Below are 21,578 nucleotides of genomic sequence, written 5' to 3'. Positions count from 1 at the left end.
GGATGGCAGATGCCGCCGCCCGGCGACGAATGGATCAGCAGGGACGAGATCAAGGCTGTGATCGCGGCCCAACTCGGCTGCCCGACAGCCGATGTGGCAGATCACGACGACCTCATCCAGTTGGGACTGAATTCGATTCGCATGATGGCGCTGGCCGGGGGCTGGCGTAAACGCGGTGCTGCCATCACCTTCGCCGAGCTGGCGGCAGCCCCTACCGTCAATTCCTGGCACGGTCTGCTCAGCGCGGGTCACGCTGCAACGACGCCGGCCCCAACCGCCGAACCTGTTGACGAGACCGTCGCAGTGGACGAGCCGTTCCCGTTGGCGCCCATGCAGCATGCGTACTGGATCGGCCGGTCCGACGAGCAGGAGCTCGGCGGGGTCGCGGCCCACCTCTACGTCGAATTCGACGGCCCCGCAGTAGATCCGCAACGACTCGAGCGGGCGGTGGCCGATCTGGTTGCGGCGCACCCGATGCTGCGTACCCGGTTCCTGCCGGACGGGACGCAGCAGACCATGCCGAAGCCGGGCAAACCGGTCTTTACCGTGGTCGACCTTCGCGGACACGATCCCGGCAGCAGCCGAGCCGCGCTGGAGCAACTACGCGAGCGCAACACGCACCAGCGGCTGTCCATCGAGGAAGGCCAGGTCCTCGACGTCACGCTGAGCCTGCGTGACGGCGACCGCAGCCGATTGCACCTCGACATCGACATGCTCGCCGGCGATGCGATGAGCTACCGGATCCTGATCTCGGATCTGGCCGAGTTGTACCAGGGCGCAACGCCGTCCGCCCCGGGTTACACCTATCGGCGATACCGCACCGAGCGGCAGACGGACACCGCGGCGCGGGACCGGGATCGGCAATGGTGGCAACAGCGACTGCCCGAGCTGCCGGGCGCACCGGAACTGCCCACGGTCGCGGTGGCGGATCGCGTTGCGTCGCAACGCACTGTCCGTTACGACCACTGGCTCGCGCCGGAAGCCAAGGCCCGTTTGGTGGCCGGTGCCCACGCGCGCGGGGTCACCCCGGCCAATGTGTTGGCGGCGGTCTTCGCGGACACCATCGGCGGCTGGTCCGCCCAGGATAGATTCCTGCTCAATGTGCCACTGTTCCAACGTGAGTCGGTGCATCCCGACATCGACCGCGTGGTGGGCGACTTCACCTCGTCGATCATGCTGGAGGTCGACGTCAGCGATAACGTGTCGGTGGCCGAGCGGGCCCGCGACCTTCAGCGCCGCATGTACGAAAGTGGCGCGCACTCGGCGTATTCGGGCCTCGAGGTGCTCAGAGACCTGGGCCGGCACCGTGGTGAGCCGGTGCTGGCACCCGTGGTCTTCACCAGCGCGCTGGATCTCGGCGAACTGTTCGCGGACACGGTGATCGAGACTTTCGGTGAGCCGGAATGGATGATCTCGCAAGGTCCCCAGGTGCTGCTCGACGCCCAGATCACCGAGTTGCGAGGCGGACTGCTGATCAACTGGGATGTCCGGCAATCGGCATTTCCACCGGGCCTGATCGACGCCATGTTCACCAGGTTCACCAAAACGGTGCAACGCCTCGCCCAGTGCGAAGCGGCCTGGGACGCCGAAGCGGCGGTGCGGTTGCCCAGCACGCAGGCGACGGTGCGCGCCGCGATCAACGCGACTGACGGACCGGTCAGCGGACGGTGCCTGCACCAGGGTTTCTTCGACCACGCCGCGGCCGAACCGGACACCCAAGCGGTGGTGTGGGGGGTGCACGGGTCAACCGGTGGCTGGACCTACGGTGACCTCGCGCGGCAGGCGCTTTCGGTGGCCGGGGCGCTCCGGGCGCAGGGCGTCCGACCGGGTGACACCGTTGCGGTCCAGTTGCCCAAGGGCCGCGATCAAATTCCTGCCGTGCTCGGGGTATTGGCCGCCGGAGCCACCTATGTGCCGATCGGATCCGATCAACCGGACGCGCGCCGTGCGAAGATCCTGCAGACCGCCGATATCGTGGCGGCGCTCACCGCCGACGGGACCGATATCGGACCGGGCATCACCTGTCTGTCCATGGCTGCCGCACGCCGGTTTCCAAAACCGCTGCCGGAACCGGTATTTCCGGATACCGCCGCAATCGCGTACGTGATCTTCACCTCCGGCTCGACGGGAATGCCGAAGGGGGTCGACGTCCCGCACAGCGCGGCGATGAACACCATCGACGCGGTCAACGAATGGTTCGATGTCGGCAGCGCCGACCGGGTGCTGGCGCTGTCCGCACTCGAGTTCGACGCCTCCGTGTACGACATCTTCGGCATGTTCTCGGTGGGCGGTTCGCTGGTAGCCGTCGACGCGCAGGAGAAGGCCGCGGCCACCATCTGGGTGGAATTGCTGCGCCGGCACCGGGTTTCGATCCTCAATTGTGTGCCGAGCATGCTCGACATGATTCTGGAGCTCGGCGGCGACCGGCTGGGAGACTCGTTGCGCGCGGTCACCCTCGGCGGAGACTGGGTGGGAGCCGACCTGGCGCGCAGGTTGGCCAAGCAGGTGCCGGGCTGCCGTTTCTCCGGCCTGGGCGGAGCCACGGAGACCGCCATCCACAACACCATCTGCGAAGTGGTGGGCGAACCGCCGGCGCACTGGACCACGGTGCCGTTCGGTGTGCCGCTGCGCAACGTGCGCTGCCGGGTGGTGTCGCCGTCGGGTCGCGACTGCCTGGACTGGGTGCCCGGTGAATTCTGGGTGGGTGGCGCCAACGTCGCCGCCGGCTATCGCAACGACGCCGAGCGCACCGCGAAGCGCTTCGTCGAGCACGACGGTCTGCGTTGGTACAAGACGGGGGACATGGCCCGGTACTGGCCGGACGGCACCATCGAGTTCCTCGGCCGAGCCGACCATCAGGTGCAGATCCGCGGGTACCGAGTCGAACTCGGCGAGGTCGAGAGCGCGCTTCGCACGGTGCCCGGCGTGCGCCACGCCGTCGCAACCGTCGTCGGGGCCAACGCGCCCAAGCTCGTCGCCGCGGTCTCCGGCGACCCGGTTGACACCGACGCCGTCAGTGCGGCGGTCGCCGACCTGCTGCCCGGTTACATGGTGCCGACCCGGGTCGTCTACCTGGATCGAATTCCGTTGACCTCCAACGGCAAATTGGACCGGCGCGCGGTGCTGGCACTACTCGAACCGGTCGCGGCCTCGGGCATTCCCGCCAGCGAGCCGCGCACCGATCTGGATGCCGCCCTCGTCGAGATCTTCGCCGAGGTACTCGGCGTCGAGTCGGTCGGGGTGCACGACGATTTCTTCGCGCAGGGGGGTGACTCGGTGCTGGCCACCACAGTCGTCGCCCGCATCCGCGAATGGCTCGACGTGGATCACGCAGTGGTCTCCGACCTGTTCGCCACCCGCAGCGTCGCCGGGCTGGCCGACCGGCTGCAGCAGCGGGAGGCACAGCGCGGCACACCGGGTCGGTTGAGCGTCATCGCGCGGCACTACCTCGACGTCGCGGCGTTGTCCGACGAAGAGGTGCTTGCCGAAGGCTGAGTGGGCGTTGCCACAGTTTCCGGCGCAGCGCAGTGGCTACTCAGCTACTCATGCCGGTTACACAGCTCAGCCACAGCCTCGCCGGACCGTTGCGCGCTAGCGTGATGTAACGCAACTTGACTCACAAGCGAAACAACAGTCACATTGACCACACCCGACCGGGTGCGAACAGGGGGACCTCCATGCAGTTCATCACATCCATCGTCGTCGGAGCGGCGGCGGTGGCGACCATCGGCGCCGCAGCCGGTGTCACCTCGGTCACGGCGCTGCCCGGCTACCAGGTTCAGCCCGCCGCCTTCGGTGCGCCGCTGCCGCAGGACCCGGCGCCCACCGCCGCGGTCCCGACCGCAGCGCAGCTCACCGGCATCCTCACCAGCCTTGCCGACCCGAGCGTGTCCTTCACCAACAAGAGCAACCTGGTCGAAGGCGGAATCGGCGGGACTGAGGCGCACCTCGCCGACCACCAGCTAAAGAAGGCCGAAAAGAACGGACAGCTGCCCCTGTCGTTCAGCATTGCCAACATCGCGCCCGCCCCCGGCGGATCAGCGACTGCTGACGTCTCGGTCTCCGGTCCCAAGCTCTCCCCGCCGGTCACCCAGAGCGTCACGTTCGTCAACCAGGGCGGTTGGGTGCTGGCGCGCAGCTCGGCGATGGAACTGCTCAAGGCCGCCTCACGCTGATCGGGCGCGAGCAGACGCAAAAGCACCCTTTTCCCACGTGAAAAGGGTGCTTTTGCGTCTGCTCGGCCCGGTTAAGCCATGTCCATGTCATAGACCCGGGCATGCAGGACGGTGCGGTTCCGCAGCGCCGCCCGCACCGCTCGGTGCAGGCCGTCCTCCAGGTAGACGACGCCCCGCCACTTGACCGCGTGCGGAAACAGATCGCCGTAGAAGGTGGAGTCCTCCGAGAGCAGGCGGTCCAGCTCCAGGACCCTGGTCGTGGTGACCAACTCGTCGAGGCGGATCTGCTGCGGTGGGATCTGGGACCAGTCCCGGTAGGTCAACCCGTGTTCGGGGTAGGGCTTGCCCTCGCGCACGCCTTTGAAGATCACCCGCCAAAGGCTAGTCGCCGCACCGCGCCGACGAGGCGTTGGCCACGGATCGCCCGGTTGTCGGGTGCGCTGCAGCTGAGACCGTAAAATGAAGCCTGTTTCAGGTACCCAGGAGGTGAAGAGTCAATGGCCAGCGCGGACGAACGTCGCTTTCAGGTGTTGCACGCCATCGTTGCCGACTTCGTCGCCACCCACGAACCGATCGGCTCGAAGTCTCTGGTGGAACGGCACAATCTCGGCGTCTCCAGTGCCACCGTCCGCAACGACATGGCGGTGCTCGAGGCCGAGGGGTACATCACCCAGCCGCACACCAGTTCCGGGCGGGTGCCCACGGAAAAGGGTTACCGCGAATTCGTCGATCGCCTCGACGACGTCAAGCCGCTGTCCTCGGCCGAACGCCGCGCCATCCAGGCTTTCCTGGAATCCGGTGTCGACCTCGACGACGTGCTGCGGCGAGCGGTGCGCCTGCTGGCTCAGCTGACCCGGCAGGTGGCCGTGGTGCAGTATCCGACGCTGTCCACGTCGACCGTGCGCCACCTGGAAGTGATTGCGCTGACCCCGGCCCGGCTGCTGATGGTGGTCATCACCGACTCCGGCCGGGTGGACCAGCGCATCGTCGAACTCGGTGACGTCATCGACGACCACCAGCTCACCCAGCTGCGCGAGATGCTGGGCCAGGCGTTGATCGGCAAGCGGCTGTCCGCGGCCTCGGTGGCGGTGGCCGACCTCGCCGGCCGGCTGCACGGCGGCGACGGACTGGGCGATGCGGTCGGCCGCTCGGCGACGGTGTTGCTGGAATCGCTCGTCGAGCACACCGAGGAGCGCCTGTTGTTGGGCGGCACCGCCAATTTGACCCGTAACGCGGCGGATTTCGGCGGTTCGCTGCGGCCCATCCTGGAAGCCCTCGAGGAACAGGTGGTGGTGCTGCGGCTGCTGGCCGCGCAGCAGGAAGCGGGCAAGGTCACGGTGCGCATCGGCCACGAGACCGAAGCCGAGCAGATAGCGGGCACCTCGATGGTGTCCACCGTCTACGGCAGCCACGACACCGTCTACGGCGGCATGGGCGTGTTGGGTCCCACCCGGATGGACTATCCGGGAACCATGGCGAGTGTCGCAGCGGTTGCCATGTATATCGGCGAAGTGCTGGGTGCTCGTTGACCCGGCTCCGGAGTTTGTGAACCGCCCCCGCGAGGGGGCCTAGAAAGGGCTGATCGTGGCACGCGATTACTACGGGTTGCTCGGCGTGAACAAAGGCGCCAACGACGCCGAGATCAAACGCGCCTATCGAAAGCTGGCGCGCGAGCTGCACCCCGACGTCAACCCAGACCAGGCGGCGCAAGCGAAATTCCAGGAGATCAGTGCCGCCTACGAGGTGCTGAGCGACCCGGAGAAGCGCCGGATCGTCGACCTGGGCGGTGACCCGCTGGAAAGCGCCGGTGCCGGTAACGGCTTCGGCGGCTTCGGTGGGCTGGGCGATGTCTTCGAGGCGTTCTTCGGCGGAGGTTTCAGCGGTGGCGGCTCCCGCGGACCGGTCGGCCGGGTACGGCCCGGTTCGGACTCGCTGTTGCGGATGCGCCTTGATCTCGAGGAGTGCGCGAACGGCGTCACCAAGCAGGTCGCCGTCGACACCGCGGTGTTGTGTGACCGCTGCCAGGGCAAGGGCACCAACGGCGATTCGGCGCCGGTTCCCTGCGACACCTGCGCTGGTCGCGGGGAGGTGCAGAGCGTGCAGCGCTCGCTGCTGGGCCAGATGTTGACCTCGCGGCCGTGCCCCACCTGCCGCGGCGTGGGCGTCGTCATCCCCGATCCCTGCTACCAGTGCATGGGCGACGGCCGGGTGCGCGCCCGGCGGGACATCACCGTCAAGATCCCGGCCGGCGTCGCCGAGGGGATGCGGGTGCGGCTCGCCGCGCAGGGCGAGGTGGGCCCGGGCGGTGGGCCGGCCGGCGACCTGTACGTCGAGGTCCACGAGCAGGCTCACGACATCTTCGCCCGGGAGGGCGACGACCTGCACTGCTCGGTCTCGGTGCCGATGGTCGACGCCGCCCTCGGCGCCACGGTGACGCTGGATGCCATTCTGGACGGCCCCAGCGAGATCGTGATCCCGCCGGGCACCCAGCCGGGGTCCACCATCACGCTGCGCGGCAAAGGGATGCCGCAGTTGCGATCCGGCGCCCGCGGGGATCTGCACGTGCACGTCGAGGTGGTGGTACCCACCCGCCTGGACCACCATGACACCGAATTGCTGCGTGAGTTGAAGAGCCGCCGCAACCGGGACGTCGCAGAGGTTCGCTCGGCGCACGCCGGTGGTGGCGGCCTGTTCAGCAGGCTGCGCGAAACCTTCACCGGGCGTTAGCTTTCCGGGGCTCATATGGTGGCCACGCTGTTCTACGTCGACGCGCTGTCCGACGCCGGTTCGCTGGTGGTCGTGGACGGTGACGAGGGCTTCCACGCCGCCACCGTGCGACGGATCCGCCCCGGCGAGGAGTTGGTGCTCGGCGACGGTTGCGGCGGGCTGGCCCACAGCGTGGTGGAACACGCCGGACGCGACGGGTTGCGGGCCCGGGTGCTGCAGCGCTGGACCGCCGCCGCCGCGGCGCCGGCGGTGACGGTGGTGCAGGCGCTGCCCAAATCCGAGCGCTCCGAGTTGGCCGTCGAACTGGCCACCGAAGCCGGTGCCGATGCTTTTCTGGCCTGGCAGTCGGCGCGGTGTGTCGCCTCCTGGGAGGGGGCGCGGGTGGAGAAAGGGTTGCGGCGGTGGCGCGCGGTGACGCGTGCGGCGGCCCGTCAGTCCCGTCGGGCATACATCCCGCAGGTCGAGGGGGTGTTGTCCACCAAGGCGCTGGTCGCGAGAGTGCGCGATCGAGCCGCCGGCACCCTGGTGCTCGTGTTGCACGAGTCGGCGTCCGATCGTCTTGCTGATGTTGTTGTGGCGCAAGCTGATTCGGTGCTGCTCGTGATCGGCCCGGAGGGCGGCATCACGCCCGACGAGATCCAGGCGCTGACCGGCGCCGGGGCGATCAGCGTGCGGCTCGGCCCGACCGTGCTGCGCACCTCCACCGCGGCGGCCGTGGCGTTGGGCGCGCTGGGCGTGCTCACCCCGCGCTGGGATTCGCCGGCCGACTGTGAAGTTGACGACGGGACACGCCGATGACCCGTCGCAGGATCCACAGTGGACGCTCAGATGCGGGCGCGTAGCTCGCCGACGCCGTCGCCGCTGAGCTGATCGAGCGCCCACGGGCGTCCGGCCAGCACCGAGGCGAGTTGCGCGGCCCCACCGCTGACCCGCAGTTCGCCGCTGCCGTGCGTCCAATCTGTGTCGGTGGCATGCAGATTCAGGCCGCGTGCCCGCGCGGCGGCCGGCACGAACGGATTGGGCACTCGCACCTGGGTGTCGAGCACTGCGACCAAGCATTCCGGTGCCACCTCTGGTTGCCGGCCGAGTGCGAAAGCGATGTCGAGCTCGTGAATCACGTGATCGCCCAACAGGAGTCGGCGCGGAAAGAGGCGGCCGAGGCCACGGGGCCGCTCGGTCAGGGCTGCGAAATCGTCGACGAGTTCGACGGGGCTGCGCCGCTGCGCACAGTCAACGGCCAGCGCGGTGTTGGCGCGGTCGAACGAGCCGCGGTGGGCAGCCATGGCCACGGCCACGGTGACCGGCGACGATCCGTAGCCGATGACGAGGTGAGCCAGCACCTCGTGGTTGGTCCATTCGGCGCACAGGCTGGGCTGGGCCCAGTCCGCGTCCGTCCGGCTCTTGGCGAACTGGACGAAACGAATATCGTTGGTATGCAACAGGTTACGCAACACGGAGGTGCTCCCGCAGGAATTCGGTCTGGTCGGCGAGCAGGTCGGCCAGCAGCGGCGGGTGGTAGATCTGGAAATGGTCGCCGTCGTAGTGGCGTGCGACTCCGCGCGGTGCCTGCCGGGCCACGTCTTCGGCGTGGCGCGGATCCATCAGCGTCTCCCGGTCCGACACGCACACCAGCAATGGTGCGGCGATCCGGCGGGCCGCTCGCTTGGCGCTGGTGACGGCGATCTCGACCACGTTGCAGGCGGCGATGCGGTTGTCGAAGGTGCCGCCCGGATCCACTGTCGAGTCCCACCCGTCTGCGGCGCCCGCCACGGTGACCGCTGCCAGGGTGCCCGGCTGCCCGACGATCGGGACGTAGTGGCGGCGCCGTCGCAGGGCCGCGCGGCCGGCATCGGCGACAATGGCCGGCCCGATCCGCAGCACCGCCGACGGACCCAACCTGGCGAGGACGGCGGGCCCGTCGACGATGGGGCACTGCACCACCACGGCGGCCAGCCCGGTGTCTGCCGCGGCGACCCGCAGCACATGCATGGCGCCCAAGCTGGTGCCCCACAGGGCGACGCGGGTGGCGTCGACCTCGGGCAGTGCGCGCACGTGCCGCACCGCGGCCACGATGTCCTGGCGATGGCGGCGCAGGCTGAGTCGCTGCCGCGGGGTGCCCTCGGAGTCGCCGAGGTTGCGGTAGTCGAAAGCCAGGGTGGCCAGGCCGGCGGCGGCGAAGTGCCGTTCGTAGCGGGCCAGCGCCATGGTGTGGTTGGCGCCCAGGCCGTGCGCAAGGACCACGCAGGGGTGCGGTCCGGCGCCGTCCGGTCGGGTGAGCCAGGCGGCGCAATGAGTGCCGTGCGAAACGAATGCGGTGCGGGTGGTCATGAGCTCCTCCAGATAAGTACGGTGTACGTGTTGTACTATGCGTACGTTGTACGTGTCAACCGGAAGGAGAAGTTCGTGCGGGCGCGCTTCACCGTCTCCGAGATCGCCAGGGCCGCGCTGGACATCGTCGACCGCGACGGACTGGGCGGGCTGAGCATGCGGTCGTTGGCCGGGTCCCTGAGCACCGGCCCGATGACGCTCTATAACTACGTCAAGGACCGGGGTGAACTCGAGGAGCTGGTCGCCGAGGCGGTCATCGCGGAAATCGTCATCCCGGCGCCCACCGAGGATTGGAGTGCGGATGTGCGCGCGATCGCGATCGCGATGTGGGAGACGGTGCGTCGACACCCCAACGCCGTCCCGCTGGTGCTGACCCGGCGCACCGTGTCGGCCTCGAGCTATCTGGCGGCGGATCGGCTGATCGGCGCCCTCGCGCGCGCCGGGCTCACCGACGTCGACCTGTTGGCCGGCTTCCGGGCCGTGCTCGGACTGGTAATGGGCACCGCGCAGGCGGAGCTGGCCGGACCGCTGGCCGGCGCCGGGCGGGACCGCGAACAGGGTGACGTGGCGGCGCGGATGGGCGCGCTCGCCGGCGTCCAGCATCCGCACATCGCCGCTCTGGCGCAGGTCAGCCGCAAATCGACGGCGGCACAGGACTTCGAACGTGGTCTGCAGATCTTGCTGGCGGGCGTTGAATCATTGGGAAGCGGCAGTGCGGCTTCGCTAGACTGAGGTGCCCCGTCCGACAGGCCAGAAATCAGGTAGCAGAGACCACGTGACGCCCCGCGAGACCCGCGCTGCTGAGGCTGCTCGTCAGCCCAACTCTCAAGTGCGCAGCAGCATCGACGTTCCGCCCGACCTCGTCGTGGGCCTGCTCGGCTCGGCCGACGAGAATCTGCGTGCTCTCGAGCGCGACCTCAGTGCGGGGCTGCATGTGCGCGGCAATACCGTCAGCATCTCCGGCGAGCCCGCCGACGTGGCGCTCGCCGAACGCGCGGTTGCCGAGTTGGTGGCCATTGCCGGTCGCGGCCAGTCGCTGACACCGGAAGTGGTGCGTCGCAGCGTCGCCATGCTCGTCGGCACCGGCAACGAATCGCCGGCCGAGGTCCTCACGTTGGACATCCTGTCGCGGCGCGGCAAGACGATCCGGCCCAAGACGCTCAACCAGAAGCACTACGTGGACGCGATCGACAACCACACCATCGTGTTCGGGATCGGCCCGGCCGGCACCGGCAAGACGTATCTGGCCATGGCTAAGGCCGTGCACGCGTTGCAGACCAAGCAGGTGACCCGGATCATCCTGACCCGCCCGGCGGTGGAAGCCGGTGAGCGCCTTGGCTTTCTGCCCGGCACGCTCAGCGAGAAGATCGACCCCTATCTGCGGCCGCTGTACGACGCGCTCTACGACATGATGGATTCCGAGCTGATCCCGAAGCTGATGTCGGCCGGGGTGATCGAAGTGGCGCCGCTGGCGTACATGCGTGGTAGGGCGCAGCCGTTGTCCACGAAAGTCCTTACGCCGGAAGGGTTCCGGCCGATCGGCGACCTCGAAGTCGGAGACTTCGTCATCGGCTCGGACGGCCACCCGACGAAGGTATTAGGGGTCTATCCGCAAGGTTTCAAGGAAATCTATCGCGTCTCGACCCAGGACGGCTCGTCGACATTGGCGTCCGGGGATCACCTCTGGTCGGTCTACACGCGATCTGATCGGCGTCGGGGCAAGCCCGCTCGTGTGCTGCAGACCAAAGAGATGATCGGCAACCTGCGGGCGGCGCACTACCACCGCTACGAACTGCCGCTACTGAGTGCGCCGGTCAGCTTTGCGCCGCGGCCAGTCCCGCTCGATCCGTACGCGCTGGGCCTGCTGCTGGGCGACGGGTGCATCACATGTGCGACGACACCAACCTTTTCGACCGCCGATCCCGAACTGGCCGCAGCGTTGGCCCGGCTGATTCCCGGCATCGAGATGCGGCAAACGTCAGAATTGGAGTACGTGCTCAACCGCGCCGGTCGTCCCCGCGGGTCGATGCCGAACCCGGTCACGGTTGCACTGCGCCAGCTCAACCTGGCGGGCACGACATCGGATACCAAGTTCATTCCGAAGGATTACCTGCTCAACTCGCCTGATGTACGGCTGGCGGTCCTGCAGGGTTTGCTCGACAGTGACGGAGGTCTCGTCAGTCAGCAGGGCCGCAGGTGTCGTATTCAGATGACGACGGTCTCCGACCGGTTGCGCGATGACGTGACCTTCCTTGTTCAGTCACTCGGCGGTGTCGTTTACCAGCGCACCGGGCCTGCCGCGGGACGGAAACCAGGACTCGCTGGAGGCCGAGCGGTCTATTACCGATCGGACGCCAACATTCTGAACATTCGTCTGCCTGCCGGCCTCGTTCCATTCCGGTCGACTCGGAAAGCGGTCGAGTACGAAGCCGACAGCGGCGGTCATCCGATGCGATTCGTGGACAGCATCGAGCCAGCCGGAACTGAAGAAGCAGTGTGCATCCAGGTCGCGGCGGCGGACTCGTTGTACGTGACCCAGGATTTCCTGCTCACCCATAACACGTTGAACGACGCGTTCATCGTCCTCGACGAGGCGCAGAACACCACCGCCGAGCAGATGAAGATGTTCCTCACCCGGCTCGGCTTCGGGTCCAAGGTCGTGGTCACCGGTGACGTCACCCAGGTCGACCTGCCCGGCGGCGCGCGATCAGGCCTGCGGGCGGCGGTCGACATCCTCGACGACATCGACGACATCCACATCGCCGAGTTGACCAGCCAGGATGTGGTCCGCCATCGGCTCGTCGGGGAAATCGTGGACGCCTACGCGCGGTACGAGGAGCCCGCCAACGGTATGAACCGGGCGGCTCGGCGGGCATCCGGCGGTCGCAATCGTCGATGATGAGTGCGTGAACGTCATATGAGCATCGAAGTCTCCAACGAGTCCGGCATCGACGTCTCGGAAGTCGAGCTGGTCAGCGTCGCGCGGTTCGTCATCGCGCAGATGGACGTCCACCCGGCCGCCGAACTGTCCATGGTGCTGCTGGACACCGCGGCCATGGCCGACCTGCACATGCGCTGGATGGATCTGCCCGGGCCAACCGACGTGATGAGCTTCCCGATGGACGAGCTCGAACCGGGTGGACGGCCCGACGCGCCCGACCCGGGACCGGCCATGCTCGGTGACATCGTGTTGTGCCCGGAATTCGCAGCCAAGCAGGCGGCCGCTGCGGGCCACAGTCTCGGACACGAACTGGCGCTGCTCACCATTCACGGCGTGCTGCACCTGCTCGGCTACGACCACGGCGAACCCGCCGAGGAACGCGAGATGTTCGCGCTGCAGGACCGGCTGCTCGAGGAATGGGTGGCCGAACAGGTCGAGGCGTATCAACTCAATCGGCAGGAAGAACGCGACCGCCGGTTATTGGACAAGTCAAGGTATTTCGAGAATTGACCGGCCTGTCGCAAGTGCTCGGTGCGATCGTGTTGATCGGTCTGGGCGGACTCTTTGCGATGCTCGACGCCGCCGTCAGCACGGTGTCCCTGGCCCGCGTCCAGGAGCTGGTGCGCGACGAGCGGCCCGGCGCCCAGGCGTTGCAGAAGGTCGTGGCCGATCGGCCCCGCTACATCAACTTGGTGGTGTTGCTGCGCATCGTGTGCGAGATCACCGCGACAGCGCTATTGGTGGTCACTTTCCGGGATCACGTGAGCCACCACTGGGGGCTGTACTACGCGGCGGCCCTGATGGTCGTCACCAGTTTCGTCGCCATCGGTGTCGGTCCGCGCACCCTCGGCCGCCAGCACGCCTACTCGATTGCGCTGGCGACCGCGCTTCCGCTGCAAGTGATGTCGTGGTTGCTGATGCCGGTCAGCCGGTTGCTGGTGTTGCTGGGCAACGCACTCACCCCCGGCCGCGGTTTCCGCAACGGGCCGTTCGCATCCGAAATCGAATTGCGCGAAGTCGTCGACCTGGCTCAGCAGCGCGGCGTGGTGGCCGCCGACGAGCGCCGGATGATCGAGTCGGTTTTCGAACTCGGCGACACTCCGGCGCGCGAGGTGATGGTGCCACGGACCGAGATGGTGTGGATCGAGGGCGACAAGTCCGCCGGACAGGCGATCGCGCTGGCGGTGCGCAGCGGACATTCCCGCATCCCGGTGATCGGCGAGAACGTCGACGACATCCTCGGGGTGGTGTATCTGAAAGATCTGGTGCGGCAACGGTGGTTCGCCGGCGACGCCAGTCGCGAGTCGTCGGTGGCGCAGGTGATGCGCCCGGCGGTTTTCGTGCCGGACTCCAAACCGCTGGACGCGCTGTTGCGTGAAATGCAGCGCGACCGCAACCACATGGCGCTGCTGGTCGACGAATACGGCGCCATCGCAGGACTGGTGAGCATCGAGGACGTCCTGGAGGAGATCGTCGGGGAGATCGCCGACGAGTACGACGAAGCCGAGACCGCGCCGGTGGAAGAGCTGGGGGACAACCGCTTCCGGGTGTCCGCCCGGTTGCCGATCGAGGACGTGGGCGAGTTGTACGGTGTCGAGTTCGACGACGATCTCGACGTGGACACGGTGGGCGGCCTGCTGGCCCTGGAATTGGGCCGGGTGCCGCTGCCGGGTGCCGAAGTGGTTTCGCACGGCCTGCTGCTGCACGCCGAAGGCGGCCGTGACCACCGGGGCCGGGTCCGGATCGGCACCGTCCTGCTCAGTCCGGTCGAGACGGAAGAGGACGACGATGAGTGAGCTCCTCGACGAGTTGGGGACGCTGTGACCAGCGACGAATTCCGTTCCGGCTTCGTGTGTTTGGTGGGACGCCCCAACACCGGCAAGTCGACTCTGACCAACGCGCTCGTCGGTGCGAAAGTGGCGATCACCTCGATGCGTCCGCAGACCACCCGACACACCATTCGCGGGATCGTGCACCGGGAGAACTTCCAGATCGTGCTGGTGGACACCCCGGGTCTGCACCGGCCGCGCACCCTGCTGGGTAAGCGCCTCAACGACCTGGTCCGCGACACCTACACCGAGGTCGACATCATCGGGCTGTGCATCCCGGCCGACGAACCGATCGGTCCGGGGGACCGCTGGATCGTCGAACAGATCGCGTCGGTCGCCCCGAAGACCACGCTGGTGGCCATCGTCACCAAGATCGACAAGGTGCCGAAAGACCGGGTGGCCGCCCAGCTGGTGGCGGTCAGCGAACTCGTTCCGACAGCGGCCGAAATCGTCCCGGTCTCAGCCGTTTCCGGTGCGCAGGTGGACGTGTTGATCGAGGTGCTGGCCGCGGCGTTGCCGCCCGGTCCGGCTTACTACCCTGACGGCGAGCTGACCGACGAACCCGAAGAGGTGCTGATGGCCGAGCTGATCCGCGAGGCCGCCCTGGAAGGGGTGCGCGACGAGCTGCCGCATTCGCTGGCCGTGGTGATCGACGAGGTCGAGCCGCGCGAGGGGCGCGACGACCTGATCGATGTGTACGCCGTGCTGTATGTCGAGCGGGACAGCCAGAAAGGCATCGTGATCGGCAAGGGCGGCGCGCGTCTTCGCGAGGTGGGCAGCGCCGCACGCACTCAGATCGAGAAGCTGCTCGGCACCAAGGTGTACCTCGACTTGCGGGTCAAGGTGGCCAAGAACTGGCAACGCGATCCCAAACAGCTTGGGCGCCTTGGCTTCTGAGTCGCCACATGCGATGCCCTACCGCAACACCTGCCGCGACCGCCGCTAGCGCCTTCGCGACGGCGGCTGCCGGACGCTGTGCATGGGCGGCACGTTGTTGCCGGTGTTCCACCACACCTCCGGCTGCTTGGCCGCCCAGCCGCTGACGGCTTCCAGTTCGGCGGCCAGCGAGATCAGCATGCCTTCGCTGTTGGCCGGGCCCATCAGCTGCACGCCGATCGGCAGCCCGTCGGAGGTGAAACCGGCCGGCACGTTGATCGACGGCCAGCCCAGCACGTTCCACGGCCAGGTGTACGGGCACGCCGCGATGATGGCGCGGTCGGTGGCCACGGCGCTCATCCGGTCGAAGGCCCGCGCCTGCGGCGGCGGCTGAGCGGTGGTCGGCGCCAGCACCACGTCGACGATGTTGAAGATCGACCGCACCCGGCGCTGGTCGGCCGCCTCGTGCCGGCGCGCGCTGCGCAGCGTCGCTTGCGAAAGCATGTGGCCGGTGCGCATGTTGGCCAGCGTGCGGGGGTCCCAGTCGACGCCGTCGCCTATCCGCTCCTGCCAGGCCCAGAGCGCAGAGGTGGACCTGGCCAGAAAGTCCCAGGACAGCCGCAGTCCATAGTCGGGGTTGCCGTTGACCACCTTGTGGCCCAGCAATTCCAGTTGTTCGCCCACCTGCTGGGTGGCGGCCAGGATCTCAGGATGCAGCTTGGTCCGGAAGAAGGTGTACGGGAACCCGGTGGACAGGGCGATCTTCAACGGACCGGGCGCGATGCTCACATAGTCGGACGCTGTCAGCGGGGGAGGTTTGTGCAGGTCACCTTCGACGTTGCCGGAGGCCGCATCCAGCACCAGCGCCGCGTCGGCCACGGTGCGGGCCAGCACGCCGTGCACCGTGAGGCCGTTGAACGATTCGGGTTCCGGCCAGGTGGAGATACGGCCACGCTGGGGTTTGATGCCCACCAGATGGGTCCAGGCGGCCGGGATACGCACACTGCCGGCGCCGTCGGAACCGATGGCCGCGGTCACCAGGCCGGCCGCCACAGCAGCCGCGCTGCCCCCCGACGAGCCGCCCGGAGTGTGCCGGCGCGACCAGGGGTTGCGGGTGTGCCCGAACCCGGGACCGCTGGTGAACGGCCACTGGCCCAGTTCGCACGTGTTGGTCTTGCCGACGATCACAGCGCCGGCTGCCTTGAGGCGGCGAACGACCTCACTGTCCTGGGTGGCGGGCCGGACGTATCCGTCGGTGCCGAATGCGGTCGGCACGCCAGCAACGTCGACGTCGTCCTTGACCGCAATCGGGATGCCCAGCAGCGGCGCGGTGTCGCCGGCGGCGCGGCGGCGGTCGGCCGCGGCGGCGTCGGCCAGCGCCGACTCGGTGAGCACCACCCGGAAAGCGTTCAATGTGGACTGGCTCACATCGATGGCGTGCAGGGATCGCCGAGCCAGCTCGGCGGCGGTGACTTTACGGGTGGCCAGCTGATACAACAGGTCGGTCAACGTGGGCAAACGCTGGTAGCCGGAGCCGGAAGAGGCCCCGGAACCGGACTGAGAAGCGCCGACCACGGGGTACGAGACTATCGGCGCGGATCCCCGCAATGTCGCGGCGGGGTGCAAAACTAGTGCGATGCGGCTGTATCGAGACCGGGCTGTTGTGCTGCGTCAGCATAAGCTCGGCGAAGCCGACCGAATCGTCACCTTGCTGACCCGTGATCACGGGTTGGTCCGAGCGGTCGCCAAGGGGGTGCGTCGCACCCGCAGCAAATTCGGTGCTCGATTGGAGCCGTTCGCGCACATCGACGCGCAGCTGTATCCGGGCCGCAACCTCGATATCGTCACCCAGGTCGTTTCCGTGGACGCGTTCGCCACCGACATCGTCAGCGACTATGGCCGCTACACCTGCGGGTGCGCGATATTGGAGACCGCCGAACGCCTGGCCGGGGAGGAACGCGCCCCCGCACCGGCTCTGCACCGGCTCACGGTCAGCGCGCTGCGGGCGGTAGCCGACGGTCGCCGGGCCCGTGAGCTGCTGCTGGACGCCTATCTGTTGCGTGCCATGGCCACCGCCGGGTGGGCGCCGGCGCTGACCGAATGTGCCCGCTGTGCCACACCCGGTCCGCATCGGGCGTTCCACATCGCCGCTGGGGGCAGCGTCTGCGCGCACTGCCGTCCGGCCGGGGCGACCACGCCGCCGCTGGGCGTGGTGGACCTGATGTCGGCGCTGCACGACGGTGACTGGGCCAGCGCTGAGCGGTCGTCGCAAGCGCACCGCAGCTACGTCAGCGGGCTGGTCGCCGCCCACCTGCAGTGGCATCTGGAGCGACAACTCAAAACGCTGCCGCTGGTGGAGCGGGACTACCGGGCCGACCACACCCTGGCCGACCGCCGCGCCGCGCTGATCGGGCAGGATAGCGAGTGTGGCTAAGGCCGAGCGGAAGCTGACGTCGGCGGACTTCCCCCAACTGCCCCCGGCGCCCGAGGACTATCCGACCTTTCCCGACACCTCGACGTGGCCCGTCGTCTTCCCGCAGCTGCCACCGTCACCCGACGGGGGGCCGCGACGCCCGCCGCAGCACACGTCCAAGGCGGTCGCGCCCCGAATCCCGACCGCCCAGTTGCCCAATCATGTCGCCATCGTGATGGACGGCAACGGCCGCTGGGCCACTCAGCGCGGCCTGAGCCGCACCGAGGGTCACAAGATGGGCGAGGCGGTGGTCATCGACATCGCTTGCGGCGCAGTCGAACTCGGGATCAAATGGCTGAGCCTCTACGCCTTCTCCACGGAGAACTGGAAGCGGTCGCCCGAAGAAGTGCGCTTTCTGATGGGCTTCAACCGCGACGTGGTACGGCGCCGTCGCGAAATCCTCAACGAGATGGGGGTCCGGATCCGCTGGGTGGGTTCCCGACCACGCCTGTGGCGCAGCGTCATCAACGAACTGGCGATCGCCGAGGAAGTCACGAAGAACAACGACGTCATCACCATCAACTACTGCGTCAACTACGGTGGCCGCGCCGAGATCGCCGAAGCCACCCGCCGCATCGCCGAACAGGTCGCGGCCGGCCGCCTCAACCCGGACCGCATCAGCGAGTCCACGATTGCCCGTCACCTGCAGCGTCCCGACATCCCGGACGTGGACCTGTTCCTGCGCACCTCGGGGGAGCAGCGATCCAGCAACTTCATGCTGTGGCAGGCGGCCTACGCTGAGTTCATCTTCCAGGACAAGCTGTGGCCCGACTATGACCGCCGCGATCTGTGGGCCGCGTGCGAGGAATACGCCTCCCGCAATCGACGGTTCGGGAGCGCCTGATGCCGTCGCTGCAGCAACGCCTCGCCTCGATTCTGGGCGATGTGCTGACCGTCGAGGAGGAAGCCGACGGTGCGCTGACCGTCCGGCATGGGGGCACTTTCGCTTCGTTGCGGTCGGTGAACATCGTCGAAGACCTCGACATGGTGGCGCTGACCCAGATATTGGCCTGGGATGTGCCGCTGTCCCGAAAGCTCAGCGACCGGGTGACCAGGCAGGCAAGGGATTTGAACTTCGGGTCGGTGACGCTGTTGCAGAAGGGCAAGACCGCCGATGTGATGCTGCGCTACAACTTCCCCGGCGCCGGCCTGACGGATGACGCGCTGCGCACGCTGATCTTGTTGGTGCTGGACAGCGGGGCGCGGATTCGCGGTGAGCTGACCGGCTGACCGCATCGGTCAGCGGCAGTCCGAGCAGGTGCCGAAGATCTCGATGGTGTGGCTGACATCGGAGTAGCCGTATTTGGCGGCTACTTCGGCCGCCCAGGTCTCGACTTCGTGGTCGCCCACCTCGATGGTGGAGCCGCAGCTGCGGCACACCAGATGGTGGTGATGATGATCCGAGCACCGGCGATAGACCGATTCACCGGTGTCGGTTCGCAGCGTGTCGACCATGCCTGCGGTGGCCATCGACTGCAGCGTGCGGTAGACGGTGGTCAGCCCGATGTTCTCCCCGCGGCGGCGCAATTCGTCGTGCAGTTCCTGGGCCGACCGGAACTCGTCCAGCGTCTCCAGCAGCGACGAGATGGCCGCCCGCTGCCGGGTGGAACGGACACTCACCTCAGTCACGGCGCCACTCCTTCGCTCCGTCCCCCGCGAGCGGGAGATGCCCCTGCACCGGTGTCGGCGCGGGTGCCGGTCATGCGAGGTCCTCGCCGGCGTGGTCGACTGCGTCGAGCACGATGTGCGCCAGGTGGTGGTCGGCGAGCCGGTAGAGCACTTCGCGACCCGACCGCTCCCCGGCGACCACCCCGGCCGCCTTGAGGATCTTCAGGTGCTGGCTCACCAACGGCTGAGGCACGCCCAGCGCGTCGACCAACTCGTGTACGCAGCGCTGGGATTCGCGCAACTGCAGCACGATCGCGATCCGCACCGGGGCGGCCAGCGCGCGCAGCAATTCCCCGGCGGCATCCAGAATTTCGCGGGACGGCGGCGTCGGATACACGGGGTGTGCCCCGAACCCGTCAGCACCGTGCTCGTGCGGCCCGACCAGGTCGTCATCGGCGGCAGTTGGAGTCGACGGCGACGTCACCGTAAGAGTCACCACCTCATCGATTGACCAGCCATGCCGAGCCACCAAGCATGCCCAAGTACCTTGCATTCGGACCGCTCTCCACTGTCACATGCATGATGATGCATGTCAAAGACCGGCACGACGGTCGCTACCATGACTGATGTTTTACGGGCGGCGGTCATGTCGCCTGCGCCGGCCAGCACTTCCGAAGGGAGCACACGCCCCGTGGCGTCTGTAATCGACAGCGTGGTCAACCTGGCCAAACGCCGTGGCTTCGTGTTCCCTGCCGGCGAAATCTACGGGGGCACCAGGTCGGCGTGGGACTACGGCCCGCTGGGCGTCGAACTCAAGGAGAACGTCAAACGCCAGTGGTGGCGGGCGGTGGTCACCGGCCGCGACGACGTCGTGGGACTCGATTCGTCGATCATCCTGCCGCGCGAGGTGTGGGTTGCCTCCGGTCACGTCGAGGTCTTCCACGATCCGCTGGTGGAGTGCCTGAACTGTCATAAGCGGCACCGGCAGGACCATATGCAGGAGGCCTTCGCCCTGAAGAAGGGTCTGCCCGATCCTGAGGCCGTGCCGATGGCTGAGATTGTCTGCCCGGACTGCGGCACCAAGGGTCAATGGACCGAACCGCGCGAATTCAACATGATGCTCAAGACGTATCTCGGTCCCATCGAGACCGAGGAGGGACTGCACTATCTGCGCCCAGAGACCGCCCAAGGCATCTTCGTCAACTTCGCCAACGTGGTAACGACCGCGCGCCGCAAGCCGCCGTTCGGCATCGGGCAGATCGGGAAGAGCTTCCGCAACGAGATCACCCCCGGCAACTTCATCTTCCGCACCCGCGAGTTCGAGCAGATGGAGATGGAATTCTTCGTCGAGCCCTCGACGGCCAAGGAGTGGCATCAGTACTGGATCGACACCCGGCGTGAGTGGTACATCGATCTGGGTATCGATCCGGAGAACCTGCGGCTCTACGAACATCCCAAGGAAAAGCTGTCGCATTACTCCGACCGCACCGTCGACATCGAGTACAAATTCGGCTTCCAAGGCAACCCGTGGGGGGAGTTGGAAGGCGTCGCCAACCGGACCGACTTCGATTTGTCAACGCACACAAAGCATTCCGGCACCGACCTGTCGTTCTACGATCAGGCCGGCGACACCCGCTACACCCCCTACGTCATCGAGCCTGCGGCCGGTCTGACCCGTTCGTTCATGGCGTTCCTGATCGACGCGTACACCGAGGACGAGGCGCCCAACGCCAAGGGTGGCATGGACAAGCGGACGGTGCTGCGACTCGACCCTCGCCTGGCGCCGGTCAAGGCCGCGGTGCTGCCGTTGTCCCGGCATGCAGACCTCAGCCCGAAGGCGCGCGACCTGGCCGCCGAATTGCGCAGATCCTGGAACATCGACTTCGACGACGCCGGTGCGATCGGCCGGCGTTATCGCCGCCAGGACGAGATCGGTACGCCCTACTGCGTGACGGTCGACTTCGACTCGCTCGAGAACGACTCGGTCACGGTGCGGGAGCGCGACGCCATGACGCAGGAGCGCGTTGCCATCGGCAACGTCGGCGACTACCTCGCGGTGCGTCTCAAGGGCTGCTGATGCCGCCGCTTTCGCGGCCCCCGTTATTGGTCGCCCACGCCATTCTTGCCGTGGCAGCTTTCCCGCCGGGGGCGCCAATGCCGATAGCCGGAAAACGAATTCCGGAAATTGCCGAAACGGCGACCCCGTCCGGCCCCGCCGGTGGTACCTACCGCAGCACCGGCAGCGATGGTCCTGCCAACCTCCGGTCCGTGCAACCGGACGGGAGTCCCGGTGGCGAACCGTTCCCGGATCTTGCCTCCGACGACGGTGTTTCGGGACGTTCCAGAGTTTCGTCCATCGATATCGGGCCGCGATTTCTGAGCATTATTTGATATCTTCCGCGACCGGATTCGGGTGGGAATGTCCAATTTCTGGACTCTCCACTGGACACTTGTCTGGTCACGCACAGGGTTGTCCCGGAAAAGCGGGAGAATCGTCAGAGATTGGCCTGAACCTCGGAGACTTTTCGTCGAAATGGGCTTACGATTCGGCCGTGGACTGTTTCGGGTGACGGACGCCACACTGGGAAGGCGCCGCTGACGCGGCTGGCTTGGTTGGGGTT

19 protein-coding genes and 3 pseudogenes are annotated in these 21,578 nt (G+C 67.4%); 16 read left to right on the top strand and 6 right to left on the bottom strand.

Translation table 11 applies throughout. From position 1 onward, the window contains the following. Positions 1 to 9: 9 nt before the first annotated feature. On the top strand, positions 10 to 3,495 hold the full coding sequence (locus tag AC5Y3Z_RS18205) for a non-ribosomal peptide synthetase (RefSeq protein ID WP_463824790.1): 3,486 nt from the start codon (positions 10 to 12) through the stop codon (positions 3,493 to 3,495). A 182-nt stretch (positions 3,496 to 3,677) separates the two neighbouring features. Further along, a complete protein-coding gene (locus AC5Y3Z_RS18200; protein WP_463824789.1) occupies positions 3,678 to 4,175 on the top strand; it encodes an MTB12 family secreted protein in 498 nt (165 codons plus the stop codon). A 71-nt stretch (positions 4,176 to 4,246) separates the two neighbouring features. On the opposite strand, the gene AC5Y3Z_RS18195 is transcribed toward AC5Y3Z_RS18200, so the two are convergent. Beyond that, on the bottom strand, positions 4,247 to 4,546 hold the full coding sequence (locus AC5Y3Z_RS18195; protein WP_463824788.1) for a type II toxin-antitoxin system VapB family antitoxin: 300 nt from the start codon (positions 4,544 to 4,546) through the stop codon (positions 4,247 to 4,249). Between the two features lie 126 nt (positions 4,547 to 4,672). Here AC5Y3Z_RS18195 and hrcA point away from each other — a divergent pair, with 126 nt between their 5' ends. From hrcA to AC5Y3Z_RS18180, 3 genes are read left to right on the top strand one after another with little or no spacing between them, the layout of a single operon-like run. Continuing rightward, positions 4,673 to 5,704, top strand: a complete 1,032-nt coding sequence (gene hrcA, locus AC5Y3Z_RS18190) for a heat-inducible transcriptional repressor HrcA (protein ID WP_463824787.1) — start codon at positions 4,673 to 4,675, stop codon at positions 5,702 to 5,704. A 55-nt stretch (positions 5,705 to 5,759) separates the two neighbouring features. Beyond that, positions 5,760 to 6,902, top strand: coding sequence for a molecular chaperone DnaJ (gene dnaJ, locus AC5Y3Z_RS18185; protein WP_463824786.1), 1,143 nt, complete (start codon positions 5,760 to 5,762; stop codon positions 6,900 to 6,902). A gap of 15 nt (positions 6,903 to 6,917) precedes the next feature. Then, complete coding sequence (locus AC5Y3Z_RS18180; protein ID WP_463824785.1) at positions 6,918 to 7,700, top strand: 16S rRNA (uracil(1498)-N(3))-methyltransferase; 783 nt, start codon at positions 6,918 to 6,920, stop codon at positions 7,698 to 7,700. Positions 7,701 to 7,726: 26 nt separating this feature from the next. Here AC5Y3Z_RS18180 and AC5Y3Z_RS18175 read toward each other — a convergent pair whose 3' ends face one another. After that, entirely contained in the window at positions 7,727 to 8,341 is a 615-nt protein-coding gene (locus tag AC5Y3Z_RS18175; RefSeq protein WP_463824784.1) for a maleylpyruvate isomerase family mycothiol-dependent enzyme, read from the bottom strand. Positions 8,342 to 8,345: 4 nt separating this feature from the next. Beyond that, positions 8,346 to 9,230, bottom strand: coding sequence for an alpha/beta hydrolase (locus AC5Y3Z_RS18170; protein ID WP_463824783.1), 885 nt, complete (start codon positions 9,228 to 9,230; stop codon positions 8,346 to 8,348). A gap of 75 nt (positions 9,231 to 9,305) precedes the next feature. Between AC5Y3Z_RS18170 and AC5Y3Z_RS18165 the strand changes: the two genes are divergently transcribed. From AC5Y3Z_RS18165 to era, 7 genes and pseudogenes are all read left to right on the top strand, one after another. Beyond that, entirely contained in the window at positions 9,306 to 9,962 is a 657-nt protein-coding gene (locus AC5Y3Z_RS18165; RefSeq protein WP_463824782.1) for a TetR/AcrR family transcriptional regulator C-terminal domain-containing protein, read from the top strand. A 43-nt stretch (positions 9,963 to 10,005) separates the two neighbouring features. Beyond that, positions 10,006 to 10,719, top strand: a pseudogene (locus AC5Y3Z_RS18160) (PhoH family protein); the annotation flags it as partial. After that, positions 10,708 to 11,511: pseudogene (locus AC5Y3Z_RS18155) on the top strand (LAGLIDADG family homing endonuclease); the annotation flags it as partial. The pseudogenes AC5Y3Z_RS18160 and AC5Y3Z_RS18155, both read left to right, overlap by 12 nt. A gap of 9 nt (positions 11,512 to 11,520) precedes the next feature. Beyond that, positions 11,521 to 12,129, top strand: a pseudogene (locus AC5Y3Z_RS18150) (PhoH family protein); the annotation flags it as partial. 18 nt (positions 12,130 to 12,147) lie between these two features. Next, positions 12,148 to 12,681: an rRNA maturation RNase YbeY gene (ybeY, locus tag AC5Y3Z_RS18145; RefSeq protein WP_463824781.1), complete on the top strand. Its 534-nt coding sequence runs from the start codon at positions 12,148 to 12,150 to the stop codon at positions 12,679 to 12,681. After that, positions 12,678 to 13,967 (top strand): hemolysin family protein, encoded by a 1,290-nt coding sequence (locus AC5Y3Z_RS18140; RefSeq protein ID WP_463824780.1) that lies wholly within the window; start codon positions 12,678 to 12,680, stop codon positions 13,965 to 13,967. The genes ybeY and AC5Y3Z_RS18140 overlap by 4 nt, the downstream gene beginning before the upstream one ends. Positions 13,968 to 13,991: 24 nt before the next feature. Further along, a complete protein-coding gene (gene era, locus AC5Y3Z_RS18135) occupies positions 13,992 to 14,897 on the top strand; it encodes a GTPase Era (protein WP_463824779.1) in 906 nt (301 codons plus the stop codon). A 45-nt stretch (positions 14,898 to 14,942) separates the two neighbouring features. Here the strand turns inward: era and AC5Y3Z_RS18130 are convergent, their stop codons facing one another. After that, positions 14,943 to 16,451, bottom strand: coding sequence for an amidase (locus AC5Y3Z_RS18130; protein ID WP_463824778.1), 1,509 nt, complete (start codon positions 16,449 to 16,451; stop codon positions 14,943 to 14,945). A gap of 61 nt (positions 16,452 to 16,512) precedes the next feature. Between AC5Y3Z_RS18130 and recO the strand changes: the two genes are divergently transcribed. From recO to AC5Y3Z_RS18115, 3 genes are read left to right on the top strand one after another with little or no spacing between them, the layout of a single operon-like run. Then, on the top strand, positions 16,513 to 17,310 hold the full coding sequence (gene recO, locus AC5Y3Z_RS18125) for a DNA repair protein RecO (protein WP_463824777.1): 798 nt from the start codon (positions 16,513 to 16,515) through the stop codon (positions 17,308 to 17,310). Then, positions 17,303 to 18,193, top strand: coding sequence for a decaprenyl diphosphate synthase (locus AC5Y3Z_RS18120; protein ID WP_463824776.1), 891 nt, complete (start codon positions 17,303 to 17,305; stop codon positions 18,191 to 18,193). The genes recO and AC5Y3Z_RS18120 overlap by 8 nt, the downstream gene beginning before the upstream one ends. Beyond that, entirely contained in the window at positions 18,193 to 18,579 is a 387-nt protein-coding gene (locus AC5Y3Z_RS18115; RefSeq protein ID WP_463824775.1) for a hypothetical protein, read from the top strand. Before AC5Y3Z_RS18120 ends, AC5Y3Z_RS18115 begins: the two co-directional genes overlap by 1 nt. Before the next feature lie 9 nt (positions 18,580 to 18,588). On the opposite strand, the gene AC5Y3Z_RS18110 is transcribed toward AC5Y3Z_RS18115, so the two are convergent. Together AC5Y3Z_RS18110 and AC5Y3Z_RS18105 are read right to left on the bottom strand one after the other, a co-directional pair. Continuing rightward, positions 18,589 to 18,978 (bottom strand): Fur family transcriptional regulator, encoded by a 390-nt coding sequence (locus AC5Y3Z_RS18110; protein WP_463824774.1) that lies wholly within the window; start codon positions 18,976 to 18,978, stop codon positions 18,589 to 18,591. 70 nt (positions 18,979 to 19,048) lie between these two features. After that, positions 19,049 to 19,453 carry an ArsR/SmtB family transcription factor gene (locus tag AC5Y3Z_RS18105; RefSeq protein ID WP_463824940.1) on the bottom strand — a complete coding sequence of 135 codons (405 nt, stop codon included), beginning with the start codon at positions 19,451 to 19,453 and terminating at the stop codon, positions 19,049 to 19,051. A 150-nt stretch (positions 19,454 to 19,603) separates the two neighbouring features. Here AC5Y3Z_RS18105 and AC5Y3Z_RS18100 point away from each other — a divergent pair, with 150 nt between their 5' ends. Next, a complete protein-coding gene (locus AC5Y3Z_RS18100; protein WP_463824939.1) occupies positions 19,604 to 21,034 on the top strand; it encodes a glycine--tRNA ligase in 1,431 nt (476 codons plus the stop codon). Positions 21,035 to 21,578 lie beyond the last annotated feature (544 nt).

This window comes from Mycobacterium sp. NGS61, assembly GCF_059812325.1.
This window is presented reverse-complemented; position numbering and strand designations above follow the sequence as displayed.

What these genes read in the sequence shown, in the direction of transcription:
- hrcA (WP_463824787.1), top strand. Translation starts at nt 4,673, where the DNA reads ATGGCCAGCGCGGACGAACGTCGCTTTCAGGTGTTGCACGCCATCGTT.
- ybeY (WP_463824781.1), top strand. Translation starts at nt 12,148, where the DNA reads ATGAGCATCGAAGTCTCCAACGAGTCCGGCATCGACGTCTCGGAAGTC.
- AC5Y3Z_RS18180 (WP_463824785.1), top strand. Translation starts at nt 6,918, where the DNA reads ATGGTGGCCACGCTGTTCTACGTCGACGCGCTGTCCGACGCCGGTTCG.
- AC5Y3Z_RS18205 (WP_463824790.1), top strand. Translation starts at nt 10, where the DNA reads ATGCCGCCGCCCGGCGACGAATGGATCAGCAGGGACGAGATCAAGGCT.
- AC5Y3Z_RS18115 (WP_463824775.1), top strand. Translation starts at nt 18,193, where the DNA reads ATGCCGTCGCTGCAGCAACGCCTCGCCTCGATTCTGGGCGATGTGCTG.
- recO (WP_463824777.1), top strand. Translation starts at nt 16,513, where the DNA reads ATGCGGCTGTATCGAGACCGGGCTGTTGTGCTGCGTCAGCATAAGCTC.
- AC5Y3Z_RS18100 (WP_463824939.1), top strand. Translation starts at nt 19,604, where the DNA reads ATGTCGCCTGCGCCGGCCAGCACTTCCGAAGGGAGCACACGCCCCGTG.
- AC5Y3Z_RS18170 (WP_463824783.1), bottom strand. Translation starts at nt 9,230, where the DNA reads ATGACCACCCGCACCGCATTCGTTTCGCACGGCACTCATTGCGCCGCC.
- AC5Y3Z_RS18200 (WP_463824789.1), top strand. Translation starts at nt 3,678, where the DNA reads ATGCAGTTCATCACATCCATCGTCGTCGGAGCGGCGGCGGTGGCGACC.